This window comes from Martinezella sp. CNPSo 3957, assembly GCF_057784395.1.
This window is the reverse complement of sequence record NZ_JBXSOU010000001.1, coordinates 172,062-193,804: the sequence shown is the minus strand read 5'-3', so window position 1 is coordinate 193,804 and position 21,743 is coordinate 172,062. Positions and strand designations below refer to the sequence as shown.

General features: G+C 56.6%; 19 protein-coding genes and 3 pseudogenes. 8 read left to right on the top strand and 14 right to left on the bottom strand.

What is annotated here, in order from left to right:
* Nucleotides 1-308 precede the first annotated feature (308 nt).
* Nucleotides 309-698 carry a hypothetical protein gene (locus AC13QE_RS00905; protein ID WP_488482183.1) on the bottom strand — a complete coding sequence of 130 codons (390 nt, stop codon included), beginning with the start codon at nt 696-698 and terminating at the stop codon, nt 309-311.
* Between the two features lie 422 nt (nt 699-1,120).
* Here AC13QE_RS00905 and AC13QE_RS00900 point away from each other — a divergent pair, with 422 nt between their 5' ends.
* The 4 genes from AC13QE_RS00900 to AC13QE_RS00885 all read left to right on the top strand — a co-directional run bounded on the left by AC13QE_RS00900 (nt 1,121) and on the right by AC13QE_RS00885 (nt 4,448).
* Nucleotides 1,121-2,164 carry a tetratricopeptide repeat protein gene (locus AC13QE_RS00900; RefSeq protein ID WP_488482182.1) on the top strand — a complete coding sequence of 348 codons (1,044 nt, stop codon included), beginning with the start codon at nt 1,121-1,123 and terminating at the stop codon, nt 2,162-2,164.
* Between the two features lie 602 nt (nt 2,165-2,766).
* Entirely contained in the window at nt 2,767-3,600 is an 834-nt protein-coding gene (locus tag AC13QE_RS00895; RefSeq protein WP_488482181.1) for an SGNH/GDSL hydrolase family protein, read from the top strand.
* On the top strand, nt 3,597-3,839 hold the full coding sequence (locus AC13QE_RS00890; protein WP_488482180.1) for an SDR family oxidoreductase: 243 nt from the start codon (nt 3,597-3,599) through the stop codon (nt 3,837-3,839). The genes AC13QE_RS00895 and AC13QE_RS00890 overlap by 4 nt, the downstream gene beginning before the upstream one ends.
* A 168-nt stretch (nt 3,840-4,007) precedes the next feature.
* A complete protein-coding gene (locus tag AC13QE_RS00885; RefSeq protein WP_488482179.1) occupies nt 4,008-4,448 on the top strand; it encodes a Rossmann-fold NAD(P)-binding domain-containing protein in 441 nt (146 codons plus the stop codon).
* Here AC13QE_RS00885 and AC13QE_RS00880 read toward each other — a convergent pair.
* Nucleotides 4,445-5,074, bottom strand: coding sequence for a TetR/AcrR family transcriptional regulator (locus AC13QE_RS00880; RefSeq protein WP_488482178.1), 630 nt, complete (start codon nt 5,072-5,074; stop codon nt 4,445-4,447). The two genes, AC13QE_RS00885 and AC13QE_RS00880, sit on opposite strands and share 4 nt — an antisense overlap.
* Before the next feature lie 539 nt (nt 5,075-5,613).
* Here AC13QE_RS00880 and AC13QE_RS00875 point away from each other — a divergent pair.
* Nucleotides 5,614-6,313: pseudogene (locus AC13QE_RS00875) on the top strand (TOBE domain-containing protein); the annotation flags it as partial.
* A gap of 702 nt (nt 6,314-7,015) precedes the next feature.
* Here AC13QE_RS00875 and AC13QE_RS00870 read toward each other — a convergent pair.
* Nucleotides 7,016-7,766, bottom strand: a pseudogene (locus AC13QE_RS00870) (IS6 family transposase).
* Nucleotides 7,767-8,041: 275 nt separating this feature from the next.
* Between AC13QE_RS00870 and AC13QE_RS00865 the strand changes: the two are divergent.
* The gene (locus tag AC13QE_RS00865; protein ID WP_488482177.1) at nt 8,042-8,401 is read left to right on the top strand and encodes an SPW repeat protein; all 360 of its coding nucleotides are present in this window, start codon (nt 8,042-8,044) and stop codon (nt 8,399-8,401) included.
* Nucleotides 8,402-8,731: 330 nt separating this feature from the next.
* Here AC13QE_RS00865 and AC13QE_RS00860 read toward each other — a convergent pair whose 3' ends face one another.
* The 8 genes and pseudogenes from AC13QE_RS00860 to AC13QE_RS00825 all read right to left on the bottom strand — a co-directional run.
* The gene (locus tag AC13QE_RS00860; RefSeq protein WP_132720933.1) at nt 8,732-9,064 is read right to left on the bottom strand and encodes a cytochrome C oxidase subunit IV family protein; all 333 of its coding nucleotides are present in this window, start codon (nt 9,062-9,064) and stop codon (nt 8,732-8,734) included.
* A 10-nt stretch (nt 9,065-9,074) separates the two neighbouring features.
* Entirely contained in the window at nt 9,075-9,797 is a 723-nt protein-coding gene (locus AC13QE_RS00855) for a heme-copper oxidase subunit III family protein (protein WP_132721011.1), read from the bottom strand.
* Nucleotides 9,798-9,809: 12 nt separating this feature from the next.
* On the bottom strand, nt 9,810-10,514 hold the full coding sequence (locus tag AC13QE_RS00850; RefSeq protein ID WP_488482176.1) for a cytochrome c oxidase subunit 3: 705 nt from the start codon (nt 10,512-10,514) through the stop codon (nt 9,810-9,812).
* The gene (locus tag AC13QE_RS00845; RefSeq protein WP_488482175.1) at nt 10,511-12,289 is read right to left on the bottom strand and encodes a cytochrome c oxidase subunit I; all 1,779 of its coding nucleotides are present in this window, start codon (nt 12,287-12,289) and stop codon (nt 10,511-10,513) included. The genes AC13QE_RS00850 and AC13QE_RS00845 overlap by 4 nt, the downstream gene beginning before the upstream one ends.
* Before the next feature lie 56 nt (nt 12,290-12,345).
* A complete protein-coding gene (locus AC13QE_RS00840) occupies nt 12,346-13,149 on the bottom strand; it encodes a cytochrome c oxidase subunit II (RefSeq protein WP_132720930.1) in 804 nt (267 codons plus the stop codon).
* Between the two features lie 235 nt (nt 13,150-13,384).
* Nucleotides 13,385-13,771, bottom strand: a complete 387-nt coding sequence (locus AC13QE_RS00835) for a c-type cytochrome (protein ID WP_132720929.1) — start codon at nt 13,769-13,771, stop codon at nt 13,385-13,387.
* A gap of 107 nt (nt 13,772-13,878) precedes the next feature.
* Nucleotides 13,879-14,691 carry a DUF2189 domain-containing protein gene (locus AC13QE_RS00830; RefSeq protein WP_488482174.1) on the bottom strand — a complete coding sequence of 271 codons (813 nt, stop codon included), beginning with the start codon at nt 14,689-14,691 and terminating at the stop codon, nt 13,879-13,881.
* Between the two features lie 290 nt (nt 14,692-14,981).
* Nucleotides 14,982-15,191 (bottom strand): annotated as a pseudogene (locus AC13QE_RS00825) (IS6 family transposase); the annotation flags it as partial.
* 349 nt (nt 15,192-15,540) lie between these two features.
* Here AC13QE_RS00825 and AC13QE_RS00820 point away from each other — a divergent pair.
* Both AC13QE_RS00820 and AC13QE_RS00815 read left to right on the top strand, forming a co-directional pair.
* A complete protein-coding gene (locus AC13QE_RS00820; protein WP_488482173.1) occupies nt 15,541-16,494 on the top strand; it encodes a sulfonate ABC transporter substrate-binding protein in 954 nt (317 codons plus the stop codon).
* Between the two features lie 560 nt (nt 16,495-17,054).
* Nucleotides 17,055-17,831 carry a TylF/MycF/NovP-related O-methyltransferase gene (locus AC13QE_RS00815; protein WP_488482172.1) on the top strand — a complete coding sequence of 259 codons (777 nt, stop codon included), beginning with the start codon at nt 17,055-17,057 and terminating at the stop codon, nt 17,829-17,831.
* 183 nt (nt 17,832-18,014) lie between these two features.
* On the opposite strand, the gene AC13QE_RS00810 is transcribed toward AC13QE_RS00815, so the two are convergent.
* The 3 genes from AC13QE_RS00810 to AC13QE_RS00800 form a co-directional block, all read right to left on the bottom strand.
* Entirely contained in the window at nt 18,015-19,142 is a 1,128-nt protein-coding gene (locus AC13QE_RS00810; RefSeq protein WP_488482171.1) for an NAD(P)/FAD-dependent oxidoreductase, read from the bottom strand.
* A gap of 68 nt (nt 19,143-19,210) precedes the next feature.
* Nucleotides 19,211-20,731: an amino acid ABC transporter permease/ATP-binding protein gene (locus AC13QE_RS00805; protein WP_488482170.1), complete on the bottom strand. Its 1,521-nt coding sequence runs from the start codon at nt 20,729-20,731 to the stop codon at nt 19,211-19,213.
* 68 nt (nt 20,732-20,799) lie between these two features.
* Nucleotides 20,800-21,627 carry an ABC transporter substrate-binding protein gene (locus AC13QE_RS00800; RefSeq protein ID WP_488482169.1) on the bottom strand — a complete coding sequence of 276 codons (828 nt, stop codon included), beginning with the start codon at nt 21,625-21,627 and terminating at the stop codon, nt 20,800-20,802.
* Between the last annotated feature and the right edge of the window lie 116 nt (nt 21,628-21,743).

Sequence of the window (21,743 nt, the reverse complement as noted above, 5' to 3'; positions counted from 1 at the left end):
CGTTAAGTGCGCATGCGTCGAAAACAACGCGCACTTAAGGAAGCTATCCGGCCTGCTCCGCCACTGCGAGGCCACCACTGATGCATCCGCACCGGCCGCAATTCAGGGCGGCTGCCATGGTCAAATAGCTTGGTACCCCAGATGGCAGGGTGACCGGTGACTGGTAAAGTGCCACCAAGCGGCACATCAAGCTGCTTAAGGCCGGCGTTTCGCTGCCTATTAATTCGATGTCTTAGCCGGACCAGCATTGTTGTTGACGGGAGTCCCATGCTGATCGAGAGGCTGCTGATTTCAATGACCGGTGCCCGTTATCTTTTAGGACGGAAGATGACCTTCACAGGCTCGTTTTGACCGGAAACGTATGTTTGCGGGCCATAGCTGGGATTAAATTTAGGATGCCATGCCCTGAGCTGTGTTTCCGAAACCCATTCGAGCTCGAGCTGATCTTCCGGCGAATTCACGCTGAACTGTTCGATCACATTTACAGATGAATGACAGACACCGATCCTCCCGGCCTCCAGAACGGTGGCCTGGACCTCCTCGCCCCGCACAAGCGACCCGACCTGTGGGCATTTTCGTATCTCAACGTGATACCGTTTGCTCGGCGAATAGAGGTCGGCAACAACCTCGTTCGGCTGTGTCGCACAGGATGCTAAAAAGCCAAGAATTACAAGCGGAAGCAACGTCGCAAATTTCATCGGAAAGCCTAGAGGTCAATATGAAACACGAGGAAGAATGGTGATATGCGTGAGGTTGCTGGCAGCTCTCGGTGACCGATGCCGCCTTGAGGTTCGTCTCAGATCTGCCACTGGACATCGACAGGTTCAATTCGCTTGCAGGTTCGGCGATCTTTTGCGGATAAAGTGAACGGCACTAATCATTCCAATCAAATTTCATGCTCTCGGCATTCTCAGAAGTTCGGCTCCATTTCAAATCGTGCTGATCGCCGATTGGACAAGAGTTCGCCGCGTGCACGATCGTCCACAACAGGTGCATCTGTGTTTGGATTTCAAGATTCGACTGGAGGAAAATCTCGGCAGACACTAACTACTCCCTGCTGTGCGATAAAGACTCCATCCCAACATGGAGTAAACATTCCTGTTTAGTAGCTGAGGGATCGATGCGAAGGTTTGCACTGTTGCTTGTCCTTCTTGGCGCCGTAAACCCCGCATATGCCGAGGATATATGCAAAACTGGACAAGAGGCGGTCGTCACCTTGCCTGCTTGCCTGGCCGTCGCCCAAGACGAGACCCAGACACTTGCGGACCGATCATTTGCCTACAGTAGCGCGGGCTATATTAAGATTGGGAGCCAGGACCTTAATCTCGCCGAAGATTACTTCAGTCGAGCGCTAACGCTCGATGCGAATTCTGACGTCGCTTATGCGGGGCGGAGTGTTGCGGAATTTGCGAAAGGCGCCTACGAGCAAGCCATTGCGGATGCCGAAAAAGCGGTGGAATTGAAGCCTGACGACCATCCTGACTCCTATCTCATCCTTGGAACTCTCGCCGACCGCAATGGCGACCACGAAGCCAGAATCGGCTATATGAACAAGGCCATCGCACTGGCGCCGGAATATGCGGAAGCCTATGCAGGACGCGGTAACGGTTATCTTGCACAGGACAAATACGATTTAGCTTTGGCCGACTTCAACAAGGCGGTTGCCCTCAAGCCCGAATTGTCAGGCCCGCTGCAGCAGAATTTCGAGCTTGTTTATATCGAACGAGGCGGCATGAGGGGAAAAGAGGGGAACTATGGTGCGGCGATCGACGATTATACGAAGGTTTTGCAGCTAAACCCTCTCAACACAAGGGCGCTCAACGATCGGGGCGATGCCTACAACATGAGTGGCGATTTCGACCGCGCCATTGCGGATTTCACCAAAGCCATCGAGAGCGACCCATCCTATCCCTACGCTTATATCAATCGTGGCCTTTCCTATTTTAAGACTGGCAACAACGACCAAGCTCTGCTCGACCTCAACAAGGGAATCGAATTGAACAATGAATCCAGTTCGGCTTACTTCGTGCGAGGTGAAGTTCACCGCAGCAAATCAGATTTTGGGGCAGCTTTGGCTGACTTTCAAAAAGCACTCGACCTAATGTCGAACGATGATCCGACACGCCCCAACATCCTGCTGGCAATTGCCTCCGTAAAGCGTTAGAGGCCCTAGAAATGTCGAGTCTCACGACATTTTCACCCGTGTTTCCATTTGCCGGTAAAGCGACTGATCATCGTAGTCGCCTCAGCCCGCCGGATGCTCTTGCGCTCATTCCATGATCGACGCTGAACAGGGACTGACTGGTATTGCTCTTGAAAGGGTTAGAACGCACGACCCTGTTGGTACAAACGCCATCGGCTTCCTATTTTTCGATGGCATACATCTGCTTGACCTTGATGGAATGACCGATTTGGGGCCGAGAGCGGACATTCCGGTCTTGAGGCAAGACCGGCCACGGAACCATGTTGTCCGAGCGAACTAACTCCGACTTTCTTGCGGACGTTGTGCCGGATTTGACCAGTCCCCGAAAGCTGCCGCCTAGGCGTCATTCCAACTTCGGGAGCGACGGCAGATAGCGTGGTCTCGGGGCGGCCCAGGGCTGTCAGGCACGCGGCAAGCAACGCCAAAATCTGAAGAAAAGTTCACTGAACCCAAAAATACATAACAATTACATGAATTTAACTGGCCTGTAATGCGAGTAGCGACGCTCCGAAGGCGCGCCTATCTTCGTCTTGTGCAACCGGTACAAGTGTGGAGAAATATCGATGTCGGACGAACAACTGCGCTGGCTTTTGAAGGTCATCCAACCCGAGCGGACGCTCGCCCTCCTCCCTGGCGGCTCTGGCCTCGGCGAGGCGGCCTACGCCGGGCTTCTCAATCTGCCGGTCGAGGTCTACGCAAACGAACTCGACTGTCTACAGAAGGAGGCCTCGGAAGCGGCCACCGCCTTGCTTTCCGACCACACTGTGGCATCGATGGTCGATCACCTCCCCCTGCGGAAGGGAGCCAGCATAGTGGCGTTCGGCGACAGCTTGACGTCCGAACCCCAGTCTTGGGCAGTGATCCTGAGAGAAATGCTCGCGATGCGCCGCAGCGCCGATCAGATATCGCTCACAATCAGCGCGGTAGCCGGCGAAACGACGACGCACGGCCTAGTGCGGGTCGGCGGGATTGTCAATTCCCGGCCCGACTGGATTCTCTTTCTCGTCGGAACGAATGACGCACGGACGCAGGGCCCGCATCCAATGAAGACGCTCGTCCATCGCGAGGAGACGGCGCGCAACATTGCGGAGCTGCGTGAGCGCGTCTCCCGGGAGACTACTGCGCGCAGCATCTGGATCACTCCACCCGCAGTCAACGAGGCACAGGTGGCCGCGCATTCGGGCTTGGCTAGGTTCGGAGTTCGGTTTCGCAACGAAGACTTGGAGCGGGTCGCGAAGATCGTCCGAGACGGTGATGAGCCTGTTGTCGACGCCTTCTCCAAGTTGGGGAGTCCACCTCCTTCTGAGCTGCTGATGAGCGACGGACTGCATTTCACTCTGGAGGGTCAGAAGCGACTGGCGCTCGAAGTGATCCGGGGATGGAGCAGCCTCAAATGAATTACCTCGTTTTCGGCGCCACGGGAAACATCGGGTCTCGGGTTACCCAGCGCCTGCTCGATTCTGGAGCAAGTCCTTCCGTTTTCGTTCGCAACGCGAAGAGGGCCAGAGCTCTTTTCGGTAACCGCGTCGAAATCCACACCGGAGACCTCGAAAGGCCCGGCTCCTCGCTGGATGCTGCGCTGAGCGGGGTCGGCGCGGCTTTCCTCGTGACTGACGGACCGCATCTCGACATGTAGGATCACGCAGTCGCCTTGGCTGCGCGCCACTCAGGCGTGCGGCACATCGTCAAGCTCTCTACCTTGGACGTGCTATCCGGGGTCGGCACTGGCGCATGGCACGCACGCGGTGAGGACGCCATTCGCGCTAGTGGAGCGGCGTTCACATTTATTCGGGCGGCCGGATTCATGTCGAACGCGCTCAGCTGGTCGCACTCCATTCGCAAAGATGGAATGCTGCGCTCGTCCACAGGCGCTGGCAAAATCGCTTTTATCCATCCAGACGACATCGCCGCCGTCGCCGTGACCGCCTTGACCACCCTCGACTATCACGGTCAGGCATTGGTGATTACAGGCCGCGAGGCGCTGTCGTACGGGGAGATGGCCGCCGCGATAGGCAGGGCTATCGGCAAGCCTGTCGGCTTCGAGGAATTATCTGACCAGCAGGCATACGCGCGCGCGGTCGAATGGGCTGGCAAAGGTCCTTATGCCGAAGCCCTCGTCGACATCTGGCGCGCGGTGCGCGAGGGACGGCTTGAAACGGTAACGGGCGAGGTAAGGCGGATTTTGAGGCGAGAACCAATCTCGTTCGATCAGTGGTCTGCCGAAAATGCCCCATCGTTTCACTAGTGTTTCGGCGCGATGTCCTGAAACGAATTCACGTAAAGCGCTACGGCGCGGATTGCCTCGCCCTCGGCGCCATTGCGCGAAAGGGCGGCGCGCCCCTGATGCGCCGCCCCGTGCACGAGCGACTCCACCATTCCCGGAAGGACAAAGAGCATTCGCTCCTTTTCATCGAGACTGTACCGCTGCTGGTCGTCGTACGACAGCATCTGTCTGAAAGAATGATGCAGGGCGCGCTTGAAGCCGATAGCGTTCTCCGGAACGGCAGACGAAACGGCGTCGTGCAAGTCCGCGAAGCCCGCATGCGCATTCATCAGGCCTTGGACAAGTTCACGAGCGAATTTGTCTAGTGGTGCCAAGCGGCAGGCGGTCATAGTCTGCTCGATCAGCTGTCGTACCTCGTCGACATGTCGATCATGGAGGGCCGCGAAGATCGCGCGCTTGTCAGGAAAATACTGATAAAGTGACCCGATGCTGACACCGGCGGCTTCCGCGATCCGATTCGTGGTGATGGCACGCATCCCGTGGCGCTTGACGACAAGTTGGACCGCCTCAAGCACCGCCTCTACCGTCTGCTGCGAACGTTTCTGTTTGGGCTCGCGCCGGGTGAGAGCTCTTTCGGCCGTCGACATGCTATCCTGCCATTTGTCACAAACCTCAACAAGGAACCATAGCAGCCGCCCAATTTGCGGGCAATGTGCCAAGGAAAGCGCAACCACGACCGCTCTTCGATGAAGGTGAATTTCACCGAACCAGTATCGATCGCGCAGTTGAAGCTACGTCGCTTGGGGCGCATCGGCAAGAAAGTTCGATTGACTGCTATCCATCTCTTGCCCGCCTTTGGTGGCTTGGCGGCAGAACGGCAGCTTCTAAGGCTGTGAACCGCGTGTTCGAACGATAGCGATGAAGGCGCTAAGCAGTCGTCCTACGCTTTGCTGCAACGGCACTTTTTAAGACCACGACCCACAGTCAAAAAATCGGACTTATGGATCATAGTCCCTACTTATAGCACCAGCAAGCCTGGGGTTCATTCGCGTCGAGATTTCAACCAGCTTTGTATTTCGTCGCGACCCTGCCCATAGGGGCGATCTTGTCGATTTCAGGCGCGGCATGCGTCTGCACCGCGATGGAGGAAGTGCTGGACCGCCTCTCGTCTCGGAAGCGTGTTTAGGCACGATCGCTTGAAATCGAACCATTCCTCGAGCGCAAATCACGCCAACTCTCCGGCGGTCAGCGGCAACGCGTAGCGATGGGTCGTGCCATCGTGCGCGAGCCGGTAGCGTTCCTGTTCGACGAGCCGCTTTCAAATTTCGATGCCAAGTTGCGGGTGCAAATGCGCGTCCAGATCAAACGGCTACAACGATCTCTCGCGACCACGAGCGTCTATGTCACTCATGACCAGATGGAGGCCATGACGCTGGCCGATCGCCTGGTCGGCTTGAATAGCGGGCGGATCGAACAGGTCGGCACACCCATCGAACTCTATGAACGACCCGCCACGACCTTCGTTGCGACCTTCATAGGCTCGCCTTCAATGAATCTTCTGAAACCCACCGAAAACAGCACAATTGCGCTTTCGCCCGGCAGCCGCCTTAGCGGCGCCGACACGACAATCGGCATCCGCCCCGAAGATCTTCATCTGGCCGGCGGCGCGAGCGAAGCGGCTTTCAGCGCAAAAGTGCGTATCCAGGCGATGGAGCTCGCCGGGGCGGAAAGCTATGTCTACGGCGCCCTGGCGGACGGTCAAGCCATTGTCTTTCGAGTGTCGGGGCAGTCCCGGATCGCAATGGACACGGAATGCGTGGTTGCCGCTTCGGCCGGGGAGCCTGCATTTCTTCGACGGTCGAGGGAACCGGATAGAACCCGCATAAATGGTTCACATCTTGCAACGACGCTGTCCAAGACAGCACCTCAGGATGATAAAGGGCAGTAAGGGCATCAGAGACCGCCCGAACTTCTGCGTTTGAGCATACGCCCAGGGATGAGCGTGGCGAGGATGTCCGTGATGAGCAGTTGCTCGCCACACGAGGGCATTATGGAAAGCTCACGCTATAGGGCCGCGACTTGCTGTTCAGTTACGGGCTCGTCGGAACTGTAAGACCACGATGAGGATAGAGAACCGGGCCACATCGACCACTGGCCCGGCCCCAATAAACATCGGGTGACACGGACTTGCTTCGCGCCACCACGGCCACGCTAAGTCTAGCAGCGCAAGACACCGCCCGCCGGCTTGGATTGAGGCTGTTAACGGTGCGCCACGGCCCAATCCCCTCAGGGGAATGATCGAGAGCAGGTCAATAGCAGTACGGATTACTATTCGGCGTCCGCAGGCTTATCTAGGGTTTACCCCCCGCAAGTGGGCGGATCCGATATGAGCGGTCGTCACAGCCACCTATATTGCCCGGCCTTGCATCTTCCCCCTGGAACTGACCTCAGCCTTTGGTACGCTGGATTAGAAAGCTGGTAGATCTTGCCCCTGGGTGTCGAAAGTGTGCCAAATCTCGCCTTTGTAATCGTTATTGCGGCGATGTCACCTTGTTCGCTTAATCCCCGATAAGGCGTTGCCGATGAATTTACGCAGTTGCGCCGGTCACGACTTTCCGCTGCGCCATTGCGCGAACGTCAATGAATGTGGGTGGCGGGGGATGAGCGTTTCTGATGCGGCGGCACGAAGAGATTTCTAACTGCTGAAAAGACCGAGATGAAACGTTGCAAGCCGCCGACGGAACGGAAGCCCTGCATCATCCGCTCTCGTTTTCGAAGCGGCACGTGAGAATTCTCCGCGCGATTGTTCAGGCCCTTGTGTGATCGATGTTCGACGCCGGGCATTACATCCCGCCTTGCCGCTCCGTATGAGCGCAGTTTGTCGCTGACGATGCGCTTCGGCGGCAGGCCTGCTTCTTCAGCAGCCTGACCAGCAATCGTTTGGCTGCTTTGGTACCGCGGCGGGTCTGGACGATCTCGTCGAGAAGCTAGCCGTCCTGGTCAACGGCACGCCAAAGCCAATGTTTCCGGCCGCCGATGGAAATCGCGACCTCGTCCAGATGCCAGATATCTTTCCGCGACGGCTTCTTTCGGCGCAACCAATTGGCATAAGCCGCCTCGAATTTGCGGCCCCATCGCCGGATCGTTTCGTAAGATACGACAATGCCCCGCTCCAACAGCATTTCCTCGACCAACCGCAGGCTTAACGGAAACCGGAAATACAAACACACCGCATGGGCGCTGATCTGTGGCGGAAAGCGGTGGTTCTTGTAACTGATCGTAGGCCCGCTCATCGAGCTTAATTATCCGCCAACCGTTAACCCACCTACAACGTGACAACGCCGGAGATGGCAATGGTCAACCTCGACCGTGCCATTGAACTGTGCTCGCGCGCCACCGTGGACGGAGCGTGCCCCATCCTCCAGGCTCAGATAAGCTCAAGCCGAATACACCATCTGAGCTTGAGCTTAGCGCAGCTGAGATTTCAGACGTGATACCGGAAGTATCGTTCGCGTATTATCTTGAATCAGAAGATCTAGTAATTATTTCTATACTTAAGCGTGAAGTTCACGCCGGATGAAATTGTTGTTAGGCTTCTTGGTGAGGAGGTTGCCATGGCAAACATTCTGATGAAAGGAAAAAGGAAGCAGGATTGGGCAAATCTGCTGCTGGCTGCATGTTTATTTGCCTCCCCGTGGGTATTCGGCTTCACAACCGAGGCAATGCCGAGCTGGAACGCGTGGATCGTTGCCGTCTTGCTGGGTGTGTTGGCGACCGCCGCGCTTTCGGTATTCGCCGAATGGGAGGAATGGGCCAATATGGTGCTCGGCCTGTGGTTGGTTGCATCTCCCTGGCTGCTCGGTTTTACCGCCAACGTAAACGCCATGTGGACGGACATCGTTCTCGGCGTGTTCGTCATTGCGGCATCGCTATGGGCGGTCTGGGATGTTCATCATCCTCACGCCCACGCTTAGCTGTGGACGCGTGCCTTATATTGACTGGACCCGCCGCCTAAAGCGGCGGGTATGTGGTGACTGTTCGAACCATCGCCATCAATTGACTATCGGCATCAAGCGATGTGCTTTTCGCGATTGTTAAGCCTAACACGCTGGAGCGTGAGGAATTGCAGGGTAGCAACATTGTAGCTGAGTAGATGACCCGTCTCATGCCACAGTTCCATCCCGTTCATAGAATCTTGGTCTTCTTGTCTGCCACGCAGATGCTAAACTTGTCTTGCGTTGAGGCTAAGCCATATTGCGAGCACTTAATACTCCGCTTCAGGGATGGCTGGATGGTGCCGAACCTTACGGACCACCCCCCAAGAAAGCCAGCCGCGTCAGGACCGTGTAGTGCGATTCCGACACCATCAGAGCGACAAAGACAAGTATCAGGACCGGGGGGAACAGGATGGCATAGATTAGCGCCAGCCGTTCCCAGGCCATGTGCATGAAAATCGCAACGATCAGCCCAGCCTTCAGGATCATGAACAGAAGGATCAGAGACCATCTGAGAGAGCCCTGAATGCCGAGATAGTCGACGAGGTAGGAAAAGGTGCTGAGGACGAAAAGCAGCCCCCAAACCACCATATACAGTTTTATCGGATGCTGTTGTCCCGAATGTGCCTGCCCTTGTGCCATGATGCCATCCTCACCACAGATAGAAGAATGCAAAGATGAATACCCAGACCAGATCGACGAAGTGCCAGTATAGTCCCGTAATCTCGACGATCTCATAATTGCCCTTGCGGCTGGTGAAAAACCCCCGCCGTTCCTGGTCGAAATCTCCTCGCCATACCTTGCGTGCCATGATCAGAAGAAAAAGAACGCCGATCGAGACGTGGGTGCCGTGAAAACCGGTAATCATGAAAAAGGACGAACCGAACTGTGCCGCACCCCATGGATTCTCCCAGGGGCGGACTCCCTCCCTGATCAGTTTGGTCCATTCGAATGCCTGCATTCCGACGAATGTCGCGCCGAGAACCGCCGTCGCCAACATCAGTGCGGCGGTCTTGCGACGATCGCGGCGATATCCGAAGTTGACCGCCATGGCCATCGTACCGCTGCTGCTGATGAGGACGAAAGTCATGATGGCAATCAGGATCAACGGAATTTCCTTGCCCCCGATCGTCAGGGCGAAAACCTCACTGGGATTGGGCCAGGCGACCGTGGTCGACATGCGCGCCGTCATGTAGGCCAGCAGAAAACAGCCAAAGATGAAGGTGTCGCTCAGGAGGAAGATCCACATCATCGCCTTGCCCCAGGAGACGTTCTTGAACGCTCGCTGGTCCGACGACAGGTCAGCCGCGACGCCGCGTAGTCCCACGGGCCGCAGATGTGGATTACTTGTCGGTCTTTCTATGGACTCGGTCATCATCGAGGCTCCTCAACTGACCAATTGACGGCAGAGATCGACGAAACTATTTGCCCAGCCGGCAAAGAGCGCAAAAAGGATCAGCCAGACAACGAGCATGAAATGCCAATAGACGGCGCAGAGATCCACGCTTAGGCGAACTCTTGCGAGGACAGGGCTGATGCGAGCGCGGATTGCTGTTCGCCCGAGCACGAAAAGCCCACCCAATATGTGCAGGCCATGCAATCCGGTGATCATATAGAAGAAGCTGTTGGATGGGTTGTCTGCAAGCACATAACCTGCCGACACCAGTTGCCGCCACGCCAGAACCTGCCCGGCCAGAAACAGAACAGCCAGTGCGAAGGCCACGGCAAGAGCCGTATTCAGCATCTCGCTGCGGTCGAGACAGGCTTCGGTTTTCGCCCACTGCAATGCGACACTGCTAGCGGCAAGGGCAGCGGTATTCACCCAAAGCAGTCGGGGGATTGGAATACTCCACCAGTCGGAGCCACTGAGGCGGGTAAGATAGGCGCTGATGAGGAGCGTGAACAAGGCGCCGACGACGGCGAGAAAGATGCCGAGACCGACTTTCGCCGCGGTCGCCGATGATCCCCGCATCTCCGGCGCATCGCCCGCAAGGCCTGCTTCCAGCCAGGGCTTTGAGGTCAGCCGCTGTCCTGCCATCCACCAGATGATGATGCCGGCGATCCCCGCCATGAAGATGAGAATGGCGCTCATGACAACGCCCTTTCGGACGGCCCGACCGAGGCCGGCTGATTCTGCGGCAGGAAGTCCTGATCCGCTCCGGGAACACTGTAATCATATGGCCAGCGGTAGACGATCGGCAGCTCCTTGCCCCAATTGCCGTGAACGGGCGGCGTTTGCGGAGTCTGCCATTCCAACGTCGTCGCACGCCAAGGATTGCCGCCCGCTTGCCTGCCCCAGCGAAGACTCCAGGCGAGATTGAACAGGAACACAAGCTGAGCAGCTCCCACGATCAATGCGGCAACGGTGATGAACATGTTCAGCGTATGCGCCGACGGCGGAATGAAAGCGGTTTCGCCAAGCTCGTAATAACGCCGCGGCACACCCATCAGGCCGAGATAGTGCATCGGGAAGAAGATCGCATAGGCGCCGAGAAAGGTGATCCAGAAGTGGATATGCCCCATCGTCACGTTGAGCATGCGCCCCGTGACTTTCGGATACCAATGGTGGATTGCACCGAAGATCACCAGGATCGGCGCGACCCCCATTACCATATGGAAATGAGCAACGACGAACATGGTATCGGACAGCGGCACGTCGACGACGACATTGCCGAGAAAAAGGCCGGTCAGCCCGCCATTGATGAATGTGACGATAAACGCCAGGGCAAACAGCATCGGCAATGTCAGATGGATATCGCCGCGCCAAAGCGTCAGCACCCAGTTATAGACCTTGATGGCCGTCGGGATGGCGATGATCAACGTCGTGGTCGCGAAAAAGAACCCGAAGTTCGGATTCATGCCGCTGACATACATGTGATGGGCCCACACGATGAAGCTCAGCGCTGCGATGATGACGATCGCCCAGACCATCATCCTGTAGCCGAAAATGTTCTTGCGTGCATGCGTGCTGATCAGGTCCGAGACGATACCGAAGGCTGGAAGCGCGACGATATAGACTTCGGGGTGACCGAAGAACCAGAACAGATGCTGGAACAGGATCGGGCTGCCGCCGCCCTGCTTTAACTGCTCACCCATCTCGACGATCGCGGGCATGAAGAAGCTCGTGCCGAGCAAGCGGTCGAACAGCATCATGACGGCTGCGACGAAGAGCGCCGGGAAAGCAAGCAATGCCATGACGGTGGCGGTGAATATACCCCAAACCGTCAAGGGCATTCGCATGAGCGTCATACCACGGGTGCGACCCTGTAGCACCGTGACGACATAGTTGAGCCCACCCATGGTAAAGCCGATGATGAATAGGATCAGCGACGATAACATCAGGATGATGCCCCAGTCGCGTCCTCCCGGCGTCCCGGATAGAAGTGCCTGCGGTGGATACAGCGTCCAGCCGGCACCCGTTGGCCCACCAGGCGCGAAGAAGCCGATGACCAGCACAATGACCGCGAGCAGATAAAGCCAGTAGCTCAGCATGTTCGCATAGGGGAACACCATGTCACGGGCGCCGAGCATCAAGGGGATCAGATAGTTGCCGAAGCCACCGAGGAATAGCGCCGTCAGCAGATAGATCACCATGATCATGCCGTGCATGGTGATGAACTGATAATAATGTTCCGTGTCGATGAAGGAAAAATAGCCGGGAAACCCGAGCTGCAGGCGCATCAGCCAGGACAGCACCAGCGCCACCATGCCGATCGAGATGGCGGTCAGAGAATACTGAATAGCAATGATCTTGGCATCCTGGCTGAAGACATATTTCGTCCACCAGCTTCTGGGGTGATAAAGCTCCACATCCTCGACCTCAGCGGGCTGGATGACCTGCTCGGTGCCAGATCCAATCTCGACCATATTCCATCCTCCCTGTTCCCTGCGATGCAGCCTTCCTCCTCAGCTGCACATGGCGCTTATTTTTGCGCCGACGCCAGCGATTTCGAAAAAGTCGGCTGTTGCTGCAGCCAGGCTTGATAGGCGGTGTCGGTATCGACGACGACTGTGCCGCGCATCTGGGGATGACCGACGCCGCACAACTCTGCGCAGAGAACCTCGAAGGTTCCCGTTCGCGTCGGCGTGAACCAATAATAGGTGACCGTGCCGGGGATCATGTCCATCTTGGCCCGGAATTCCGGCACGTAGAAATCGTGAACGACATCGATCGAGCGCAGAAGCATCTTCACCGGCTTGCCGGCGGGTATGTGCAGTTCGCCGCCTTCGACGATGACATCGTCCGTTCCGGCGGGATCGTTCTTGTTCAGGCCGAGCGGATTATCCGGAGCAACATTGCGCGTATCCGCCCGACCCAGCTTTCCGTCCGCCCCCGGCAGCCGGAAACTCCATTGCCATTGCTGAGCGACGACTTCGACCTCGCTGGCGTCACTCGGGACCGTTACGAACTGTTTCCATACGAAGAGGCCCGGTGTGAGCATCGCAGCCACGCCAATTGCGGTTCCGCCGGCAAGCCACCATTCCAACCGCTTGTTTTCAGGCTGGTATGCCGCCTGGTTTCCGGCGCGATGCCTGAAGCGCAGGACGCAATAGGCTATGAACAAGACGACGGTCGTGAAAACAATGCCGGTGATCCAGAATGTGATGACAATCGTGTTGTCGATATAGCTCCAGTTCGACGCAATCGGCGTCCACCACCAAGGACTAAGCAGATGGAATGCGATCGATCCCACCACCAGCAGAACGAGAACTATGACGACAGCCATTGTCGCCTCCCTGACCCGGCCGCGAATATTTCCACAATCCCATCGCGAGAGATTTTAGCATTATCTCATGAAGAGGTCAGGCGAGCAATTGCGACAACGACAGCGGCTCATCCTGACAAACCATACGGGGCGCGAAGGCACCGCGCGAACAGAGCGGCGGTGTCACATCACCGAGCGGAATTCCGCCGATCCAACCGGCGGCACGGAAGACAGCTCATCCCAATTTGCCATCTGGCTATTTGGAGTATTGCTTCAGATAGGCGATCAGATTGGTAATCTCGGTATCGTCCTTCAGCCCGATGAAGGTCATTTTCGTGCCTTTCACCTTCGCCTTGGGATCGTGCAAATAGTCGCGGAGCGATGTCTCGCTCCAGACGAGGCCGTCTTTGCCTGCCTGCTGCATTGCCGGCGAATAGGCGAAATTCGGATGTGTTCCAGCCGTTCTGCCGAACAGACCGTTCAGCGAAGGTCCGATCTTGTTCTGGTCCGTTTCGGCTATATGGCAAATGGCACATTTCTTGAAAACAATGGCTCCCGCGGTCGCATCGCCCTCCTGCGCGAGAGCGTCATACGGGGTGGCGATGGCGAGAAGCAGACAGATCGAAAGAAAACGGCAAGACATGGTAATCCTCATTCTCTTCATCGCTATTCCAAACGACGCGACTCCCATTGGACAACAGGTCGTAATGGCTTGGAGGGATGATCCCGGGGTAAGTTTCCTTTGTGAATTCAAGACGTGCGGTTCGGATAGGCGGCAATCAATTTCCGATACAGGTGCCAAGTCGAATGCCCGAGGATGGGCATGACGACCGCAAGGCCGACAAAAATCGGGATCGTGCCGACGACGAGCAGCGCCGCGACGATCAATCCCCAAAGCGCAACAGGCCCTGGATTGGCAAGCGTGACGCGTATGCTCGCATTTACGGCCGCGGTTGCGCCGACATCCCGGTCGAGCAGCAGCGGGAAGGTCACCACAGTCGTCGCCAACACAATTATTGCGAAAACGAAACCGGCCAAGTTTCCCCAAAGTATAAGGGAGAGACCTTGAGAAGTGGTCAGTGCATCTAACAGGAAGGTGGAGACCGAGGTCAGATCGGCCTTGCCGAAGGTGAGGGTGTAGATATGCTGCGCGACAAATAACCAAGCGACGAAAAGCGCGAACAGCATGAAGCCCACCGCAATGATCGATGGCAGTGCCGGAGAGCGGCAGACCTCCAACGCGTGATACCATGAGCTATCCAGTCCCTGTTCGCGGCGTCGACTGATTTCATAAAGGCCAAGGGCCGCAATCGGGCCAACCAGCGCAAAGCCGGACATCAAGGGATAAAGCAACGGCATCAGGTTAGCGCCGGAACTCCACATGATCAGGAAAACGCCTGTAATCGGATATATAAGACAGAGAAAAACGTAATGTGAGGGCTTCGCTCCGAAATCATTAAGTCCCAATCTCAGCGCATCGATAAGATCTCCGATCTTTATCTTCCGCACTTCCGGGCGCGCAAATTCGCCGCTCGCACCGGCCATGACGTGGAATGCCACCATAACATCTCTCCTCCTGCACCATATACCGGCTGGCGCTGCAAAGACGTCCGGCGAATTTTATCTACAATCAAACCGCAACCGGCTAGCGTAAATTTATCAAATCTTATCGCTTTTGTCGCCTATTCTTTGATTTATGAAATTAGATACTATTCATTCATGATGCCAAATGATCGACGATTTTGAACGTCGGTACATGGAAGACAATATTCGCCTGCGGCAGTGAGATCTCGCCCATTGTACGTCCGGCTTAACGACCGCGGTGCAATGGTGGGCCTAGTCGCATTCACGGTTCATACCCGAGCGATTTGCGTCCACAGGCTCCTCGCTGCCGCACGCAGTTCGCGAAAATGGCTTAAGGTTATGTCGGAGCGGGGAGTGTTGAACACGTTGGCAGTCGGGTCAGGGATGGAAACGAAGCGTTGCAGATGTCGTTTCGACTTGAAGCGCTTCATGATCCGTTCTCGCCGCCGGGTTGGCTGATGGGAATTCTCCGCCCGATTGGCTCCCCCCGCTAGGCATTGATTTTAAGATTTGGAACCCTTGGCGCTCTTGAAGCGATCAGAACCCGCGACCCTGATATTACAAAAGTATTCCACCTCGGATTTTCAATTGCATACATCAGCTTGACCTCGATGGAATGACTGATTTCGAGACCGACGCCACGCTACCGGCAGCGATCCAAAAGTGGCCTCAACGACGATCATCGAACACGTCATGAGACGCAGTTCTTTGCCTGAAATCCGATAGAATAAAAAAGTGATTTCCGGAGAAGCCCGCTTCGCAGGATGTACATTCTAGAAAAAATATAAGGATACTTTAGTTTGGTTCGAGCTTGTTTCGGAGGGCATGATGAAGATCACAAGGCGGGCTTTCACCGCGGTCGTAGCTGGTGCTATCGCGGCGCCACTAACGGATATTCGAATTGCAAGGGCGGCCGACAAGGTCGTGCGCATCGGCTACCAGAAATATGGAACGCTGGTGCTCCTCAAGGGCAAGGGAACCCTGGAAAAGAAACTCGAGGCAATCAACTACCGGGTTGAATGGGCCGAGTTTCCTGGCGGTCCCCAGCTCCTGGAGGCGCTGAACGCTGGTGCTGTCGATTTCGGATCGACCGGCGAAACTCCGCCAATTTTCGCTCAGGCCGCGAACGCTCCGCTTGTCTACATTGCACATGAGCCGCCAGCCCCACGCGGCGAAGCCATTCTTGTCCCGAAAGATAGCTCTATAAAAACCGTTGCAGATTTGAAGGGGAAAAAAATCGCCTTCAATAAGGGCTCGAACGTTCATTATCTGCTCGTGAAGGCTCTTGAGGAAGCTGGCTTGACCTATGCGGACGTCGAGCCATCCTTTCTCGCGCCAGCCGACGGCCGTGCAGCCTTCGAAAGGGGCGCAGTCGATGCATGGGTCATCTGGGATCCCTTTCAAGCGGCGGCAGAAGTGGCGCTTGAAGCGCGAGAGCTTAGAAACGGTGAGGGCATCGTTCCCAACCATCAGTTCTACCTCGGCACCGACGCACTGGTCGACGATCACGGCGAAGCCGTTGATGTCCTGATCGAGGCTATTTCCGAGATTGACGCATGGACCAAGTCCGACACCGCGGCGGCGGCCGCGGAACTATCGCCGTCGGTCGGCATCCCGGAACCTATCCTTGTCAAGGCGCTAGAGCGTCAATCCTATGGCATCAGCAGCCTTGATGGCTCCGTGGTGGCACAACAGCAAGCCATCGCCGACGCCTTTTTCGAGCTCAAGCTCATCCCTAAGAAGGTGACGGTCGCAGACGCTGTGCGCAAGAACAAGGCATAGCGCTGCTTTCAAGGCCTCCGATAATGGTTCAAGCGAGGAGATCGGTGTTGCCTCGTTTGACGTCCAAACAGGGCACCCTTTCTATACGGCTGGCATTGTTTGATCCGCAAATCAGATACCCTCTATAATTAAGTATAGAGTTTAGCCGCGTTTGACGCTGCACCTGCGGTCCATCTAAGGCCTAGCATACATCGGCTTGATCTCGATGGAGTGCCCGAGGCCGAGAACGGAATGTCAGCTTTTGATCGCAAGCCATGGTGAATAGGACAGCCTCTGGACTAGCCGCCCAGCCTTATCGATGCGAACTTACTTCCGGCAGGTGTCGCCGAATTCACTCCTCTCGCGATGGCGATCATCCATTCCTCCCCCAACTATGGTTTCCTTGAATAGAGCGAGCTCACGCCCCCGGCTTAACAGCCACTATGCACTTTAGAGATCTTACGGGCTCGCAACGCCTGTGCGAGCAGAATTCACATTTGTAATTCTCGCTGCCAACTGAATATAGAAAGTATAATGTCATGATGATATTGTCATCATGGGAGAACATCGGGAGGATTAACGTGGACAATTTCTTTATCACAAGAAATTTCGATTGGGGTTTACGGAGATCATCTCATGCCGATCGAGCGCTTAATCTCATAACAAGGCGCTTCGGCATCGAATCGCGAACCGCTTCTTTTGTCGATGCGATCTTATACCGGATAACAGGCATGAAATTTTCTGCTGTGCATTCAGGTGTTTCCACCAATGTCGAGCAGAGAATGAACATGTTCCATCTGGTCTCCCAGACAATCGCCTATGACGTGGAGGGAGACCTGGTGGAGGTTGGCTGCAATCAGGGCCAGTCCTCCGTGCTGATCGCAAAGGTGATCAGCGATTTCGGATCTTCAAAGCAGCTTCACGTTTTCGATAGTTTCGAAGGCCTTCCACCGGCGAGCGATGTAGATGGTGCTTCCTACAGCGAAGGCGATCTTGCAACCTCGGAAGAGGTTCTGGTTCACAATTTCAAACTGCATGGATTACGCCTCCCGATAATTCACAAAGGCTGGTTCAAGGATACGTTGGCCGACGGGCTACCGAAAAAGATAAGCTTCGCCTATCTGGATGGAGATCTCTACGACTCGATCGTGATCAGCCTGGAAAATGTTTATCCGCGGCTTTCCAAAGGCGGGATTTGTCTTGTCGATGACTATTGCGACACCGAGATCAATCCGGACGGATGGAACTATCTTCCCGGCGTAAAGAAGGCCTGTGACGATTTCCTGTGCGACAAGCCCGAACAGATGTCCTACATCTATTCAGGGGCATTCACGCATGCCTTTTTCCGCAAGCATTGAATGCCGGCGTCTTTCGCGATCAACATGACGTGACCTTCGCACGGCAAATCACTGACCTTTACGATTGTTCCATCTGTTCCGTGCGGAGGCGTCCCGCCTATATCCGACATGTTTCTGAGGGTGTGATCCTCGCCCTGCTCCGGCAATGGCGAGGATCGGAAGATCCGGCACTTTCCGATCGCACTACCTCGCGAAGCGTTCCGGCCGGAAGGAAGCCAGAAGCGGATGCCGTTTACCGGTGGCGATCTCGTCGGCAAGCAACTCGCCCGCGATCAAGCCGAGAGTGGCACCGCTGTGGCTGAAGGCGACGAAGTAGCCCGGGATCGCCTGCAATTCGCCGAATACCGGCTCGCCATCGCCCGGAATAGGTTTGGGGCCGACGCCGTAGTCGCCGATTTCGAGCTTCGGATTCCCTTCCAGCACCTTGGAGGCTTCAAGCAGCAAGCCTTCGAGCGTTGAGGGCTTGATTTCGTAGCTACCGTCGACATTTTTGATCACCTCTTCCTCCGACCAGGCCGAATCCAGCGCGAAGGCGCCGTCGGGTGTCGGGCGGATGGCGACGCGCGGCGTATTGAGGACCGCCTTCAGCTGGTGCTTGATCGGCTTCGTGCGAACGAGAAGCGCAATTGGCGTATCATCACTGATATGCTGGCCTGCCTCCGCAACGATCGCCGGCACTTCACCACCAGCCGCCAGCAGCACGGCATCCGCCACCCAAGTGACACCATTCGCGGTCGTAACGCCGATGGCGCGGCCGCCCTCGACATTCACGGTTGCCCGGCCGGCATCGGTGACGACTTCGCCGCCCAGTAACCGGAACTCCTCGGCAAGAACACCGATCAGGGATGGCAGGTCGACCCAACCCTCCCCCGGATTGAAGATCGCTCCCTGTCTGGTCACCGAGCGGGCATCGACGCCAGGCGTCGCCTTGGCGATCTGATCGGGCGTCAGCAACAGCGCGTGATAGGCAAGGTCACGCTCATACTCGAAAACGGCGGCAATGTCGTTGCCGGCATCATCAGCATCCCAGGTGAGACCACCATCGAAGCGCAGCCAAGCCGCATCCGGATATTTGGCGGAAAGTGTACGATAACGGTCGATCCCAGCTAGGCGCAACCGATGATAGGCGTCGGACCGTCGCCTTGCAGAATTGAGCCAGGCGAGTGAGCGGCCGGATGCGCCATTTGCCAAAGGACCGTCATTGATCAGCGTTGTTTGAACGCCAAGCCGAGCCAGATGAACGGCCGCGGAAACTCCGAAGATACCGCCGCCGACGACAACGACTTTCGAAGGGCGAGTGGAAGCATGCATGTTGGGAAACCTTGTCAGTTTGAATGTTGCAATCGAAAGGCCGTCGGACGTCTCGCCGACCCTGTTTGTCAGAGAACCTCAGCGAGGAAGCGCTTCAGGCGTTCGCTTTGCGGATTGTCGAAAATCTGTTGCGGCGTGCCGGCTTCGACGACGCGGCCTTCATCCATGAAGACGACCTGGTCGGCCACCCTGCGGGCAAATCCCATTTCGTGGGTGACGACCGCCATGGTCATCCCCTGGCGTCCGAGATTGGCCATCAAATCGAGAACGCCCTTCACCAGTTCGGGGTCAAGTGCGCTCGTAACTTCGTCGAAAAGGATGACTTCCGGATCCATGGCGAGAGCCCGGGCGATGGCGACGCGCTGCTGCTGGCCGCCGGAAAGGCCGGCGGGCCGATGGTCCTTGCGTCCGGCGAGCCCGACCTCGGCGAGGCGGCTTTCGGCGATCCGGCGAGCCTCGTTTTTTTGCACCTTCTTGATCTTCATCAACGACAGCATGACGTTTTCCAGCGCCGTGTGATCCGGAAAGAGATTGAAGTGCTGAAAGACCATGCCGACGCGGCGGCGCAGGCTTTCCGGCTTCATCGACAGAATGCTTTCGCCATCGAGCTGGATATCGCCGCGTTTTGGCTCGACCAAGCGGTTCAGGCATCGGAGCAGCGTCGACTTTCCCGAGCCCGAGGGGCCGATGACGCAGGTTACGGTGCCCTTTGCTATGTCGAGATCAATGCCCTTCAGCACTTCGAGGTCGCCGTAGGACATGCTGAGATCGCGGATTTGAACGGCCCCGCCCTTGAAGCGCAAAACGCCGGGAACCTGAGCGTTCGAGGCCGCCTCGAGTTCGCCGACCTCGACAAGACCGCTTGTCGCACCGGAACTACGGCCCTGGCGTCCAAGACGCAGACGTGCATCGATATAGTTGACCAGGTGGGTCAACGGAACGGTGATGACAAGATAGAAGACGCCTGCCAGCAACAAGGGTGAGAGATTGCCGGTGACGACGGCCTGATCCTGGCCGACGCGAAAAATTTCGCGCTCCGAAGCCAGCAATCCTAGAAAGTAGACAAGGCTGGAATCCTTGACGTTGCCGATGAACTGGTTGACGAGCGCCGGCAGGACGCGCCGCACGCCTTGAGGGATAATAATCAGCCGCATCCCCTGCCCGTAACTCATGCTAAGCGCACGGCAGGCCTCCATCTGCCCGCGTTCGACGCTTTGAATGCCGGATCGAAAGATCTCGCCGATATAGGCGCCGGCGATCAGGCTGAGTGCGATGATCCCCAGCGGAAAGGGCGACGGACCGAATATCTCGCGGCCGAGGCGGGCAAAGCCCTGGCCGATGATCAGAATCGTCACGATCGCCGGCAGGCCACGAAATATATCGGTGTAGATGCGCGCCGGCAAACGCAGCCAGCGCGACTGCGAGATACCCATCACGGCCAGCACCATGCCGATCACAACGCCAAGCACAGTGGAGGCTGCCGCCAGGATCAGTGTGTTCTTCAGTCCGACCGTGATCATGCTCGGCAGAACTTCGGCCATCGCATTCCAGTCGAGAAAGCTGCGACGGAGGTTTTCAAGCCAATCCATTCAATTCCCCATGAAATTCGTCAGGCGGTTTGATGCCACCGCCCGGCAAGCCGGACGGCGGCGCGGCCTTACTTCTTGGGAAGATATTGATCAGGCATCGGTGAGCCGGGGAACCACTTCTCATAGAGCGTCTTCCAGGTGCCGTCCTGCATCGCTCCGTGCAGTGCCTTGTTGAGCGCCAGCCGGAAGGCATCGTTGCCCTTGTGGACGACGAAGCCCGCCGGTGCGTCGAAGGATGGGATATTCACCGCGATTTTCAGCGCGGGATAGCGCTCACCATATTGCTTGGCGGCTTCATAGTCGAGGAAATGCGCGTCGATGGTGCCGTTGTTCAGCGCCGCCACGGCGGAATTGTTGTCCGGGAATTTGACGAGGTCCGTGCCGGCAAAATTCTTTGTCGCATAGATCTCCTGCAGCGTGCCCTGCACGACGCCTAGGCGCTTGCCCTTGAGACCGGCTGCATCCTTGATCGAGGCATCCGATGTCAGAACCGAGAGGTAGCCGGCGAGATAACCATCGGAGAAATCGACCGTCTTCTTGCGTGCCTCGGTGGTTCCGATTGCGGCAACGGCGACGTCGAAACGCTGGTTGGCAACGGAGGGCAGCAAGGCCGAGAATTCCTGGCCGGTAAACGTCACCTTGTCCTTAGGAAAGCCCATGCGGGAAACGACGTTCAGAAAGAGTTCGATATCGAAGCCGGTGAATTGCCCGTCGGCCGTCGTGAAGGTGTAGGGCTTGGAATCTCCCATCGTGCCGACGCTGATGACGTTCGGATCGATCAGATTATAGGGATTGTCGGCCGCAACTGCTGGGACCGCGCTTGCTGCGACGAGGCAGGCCAGCAGGCTGGCGCCCAAGGGCACGGCAAAGGCCGAGAATATGGCAGATAGTTTCATGTTCGTTCTCCGCTCTGAAGGATGCTCTTATTGGCATTCATGCATGCGCGCCCATCCCTCACCCATGGATCGGAAAGAGGTTATCTGGACAAGAGACCGGTTTCATATTAAAAGAG

Coding starts and splice junctions, on each gene's coding strand:
- AC13QE_RS00900 (WP_488482182.1), top strand. CDS start 1,121: ATGCGAAGGTTTGCACTGTTGCTTGTCCTTCTTGGCGCCGTAAACCCC.
- AC13QE_RS00830 (WP_488482174.1), bottom strand. CDS start 14,691: ATGGTGGCATTCCACGTCATGGCCGGTGCGAGCGGCGAATTTGCGCGC.
- AC13QE_RS00810 (WP_488482171.1), bottom strand. CDS start 19,142: ATGCATGCTTCCACTCGCCCTTCGAAAGTCGTTGTCGTCGGCGGCGGT.
- AC13QE_RS00895 (WP_488482181.1), top strand. CDS start 2,767: ATGTCGGACGAACAACTGCGCTGGCTTTTGAAGGTCATCCAACCCGAG.
- AC13QE_RS00845 (WP_488482175.1), bottom strand. CDS start 12,289: ATGGTCGAGATTGGATCTGGCACCGAGCAGGTCATCCAGCCCGCTGAG.
- AC13QE_RS00850 (WP_488482176.1), bottom strand. CDS start 10,514: ATGAGCGCCATTCTCATCTTCATGGCGGGGATCGCCGGCATCATCATC.
- AC13QE_RS00855 (WP_132721011.1), bottom strand. CDS start 9,797: ATGACCGAGTCCATAGAAAGACCGACAAGTAATCCACATCTGCGGCCC.
- AC13QE_RS00840 (WP_132720930.1), bottom strand. CDS start 13,149: ATGGCTGTCGTCATAGTTCTCGTTCTGCTGGTGGTGGGATCGATCGCA.
- AC13QE_RS00805 (WP_488482170.1), bottom strand. CDS start 20,731: ATGGATTGGCTTGAAAACCTCCGTCGCAGCTTTCTCGACTGGAATGCG.
- AC13QE_RS00905 (WP_488482183.1), bottom strand. CDS start 698: ATGAAATTTGCGACGTTGCTTCCGCTTGTAATTCTTGGCTTTTTAGCA.
- AC13QE_RS00865 (WP_488482177.1), top strand. CDS start 8,042: ATGGCAAACATTCTGATGAAAGGAAAAAGGAAGCAGGATTGGGCAAAT.
- AC13QE_RS00885 (WP_488482179.1), top strand. CDS start 4,008: ATGTCGAACGCGCTCAGCTGGTCGCACTCCATTCGCAAAGATGGAATG.
- AC13QE_RS00835 (WP_132720929.1), bottom strand. CDS start 13,771: ATGTCTTGCCGTTTTCTTTCGATCTGTCTGCTTCTCGCCATCGCCACC.
- AC13QE_RS00800 (WP_488482169.1), bottom strand. CDS start 21,627: ATGAAACTATCTGCCATATTCTCGGCCTTTGCCGTGCCCTTGGGCGCC.
- AC13QE_RS00820 (WP_488482173.1), top strand. CDS start 15,541: ATGAAGATCACAAGGCGGGCTTTCACCGCGGTCGTAGCTGGTGCTATC.
- AC13QE_RS00890 (WP_488482180.1), top strand. CDS start 3,597: ATGAATTACCTCGTTTTCGGCGCCACGGGAAACATCGGGTCTCGGGTT.
- AC13QE_RS00880 (WP_488482178.1), bottom strand. CDS start 5,074: ATGTCGACGGCCGAAAGAGCTCTCACCCGGCGCGAGCCCAAACAGAAA.
- AC13QE_RS00860 (WP_132720933.1), bottom strand. CDS start 9,064: ATGGCACAAGGGCAGGCACATTCGGGACAACAGCATCCGATAAAACTG.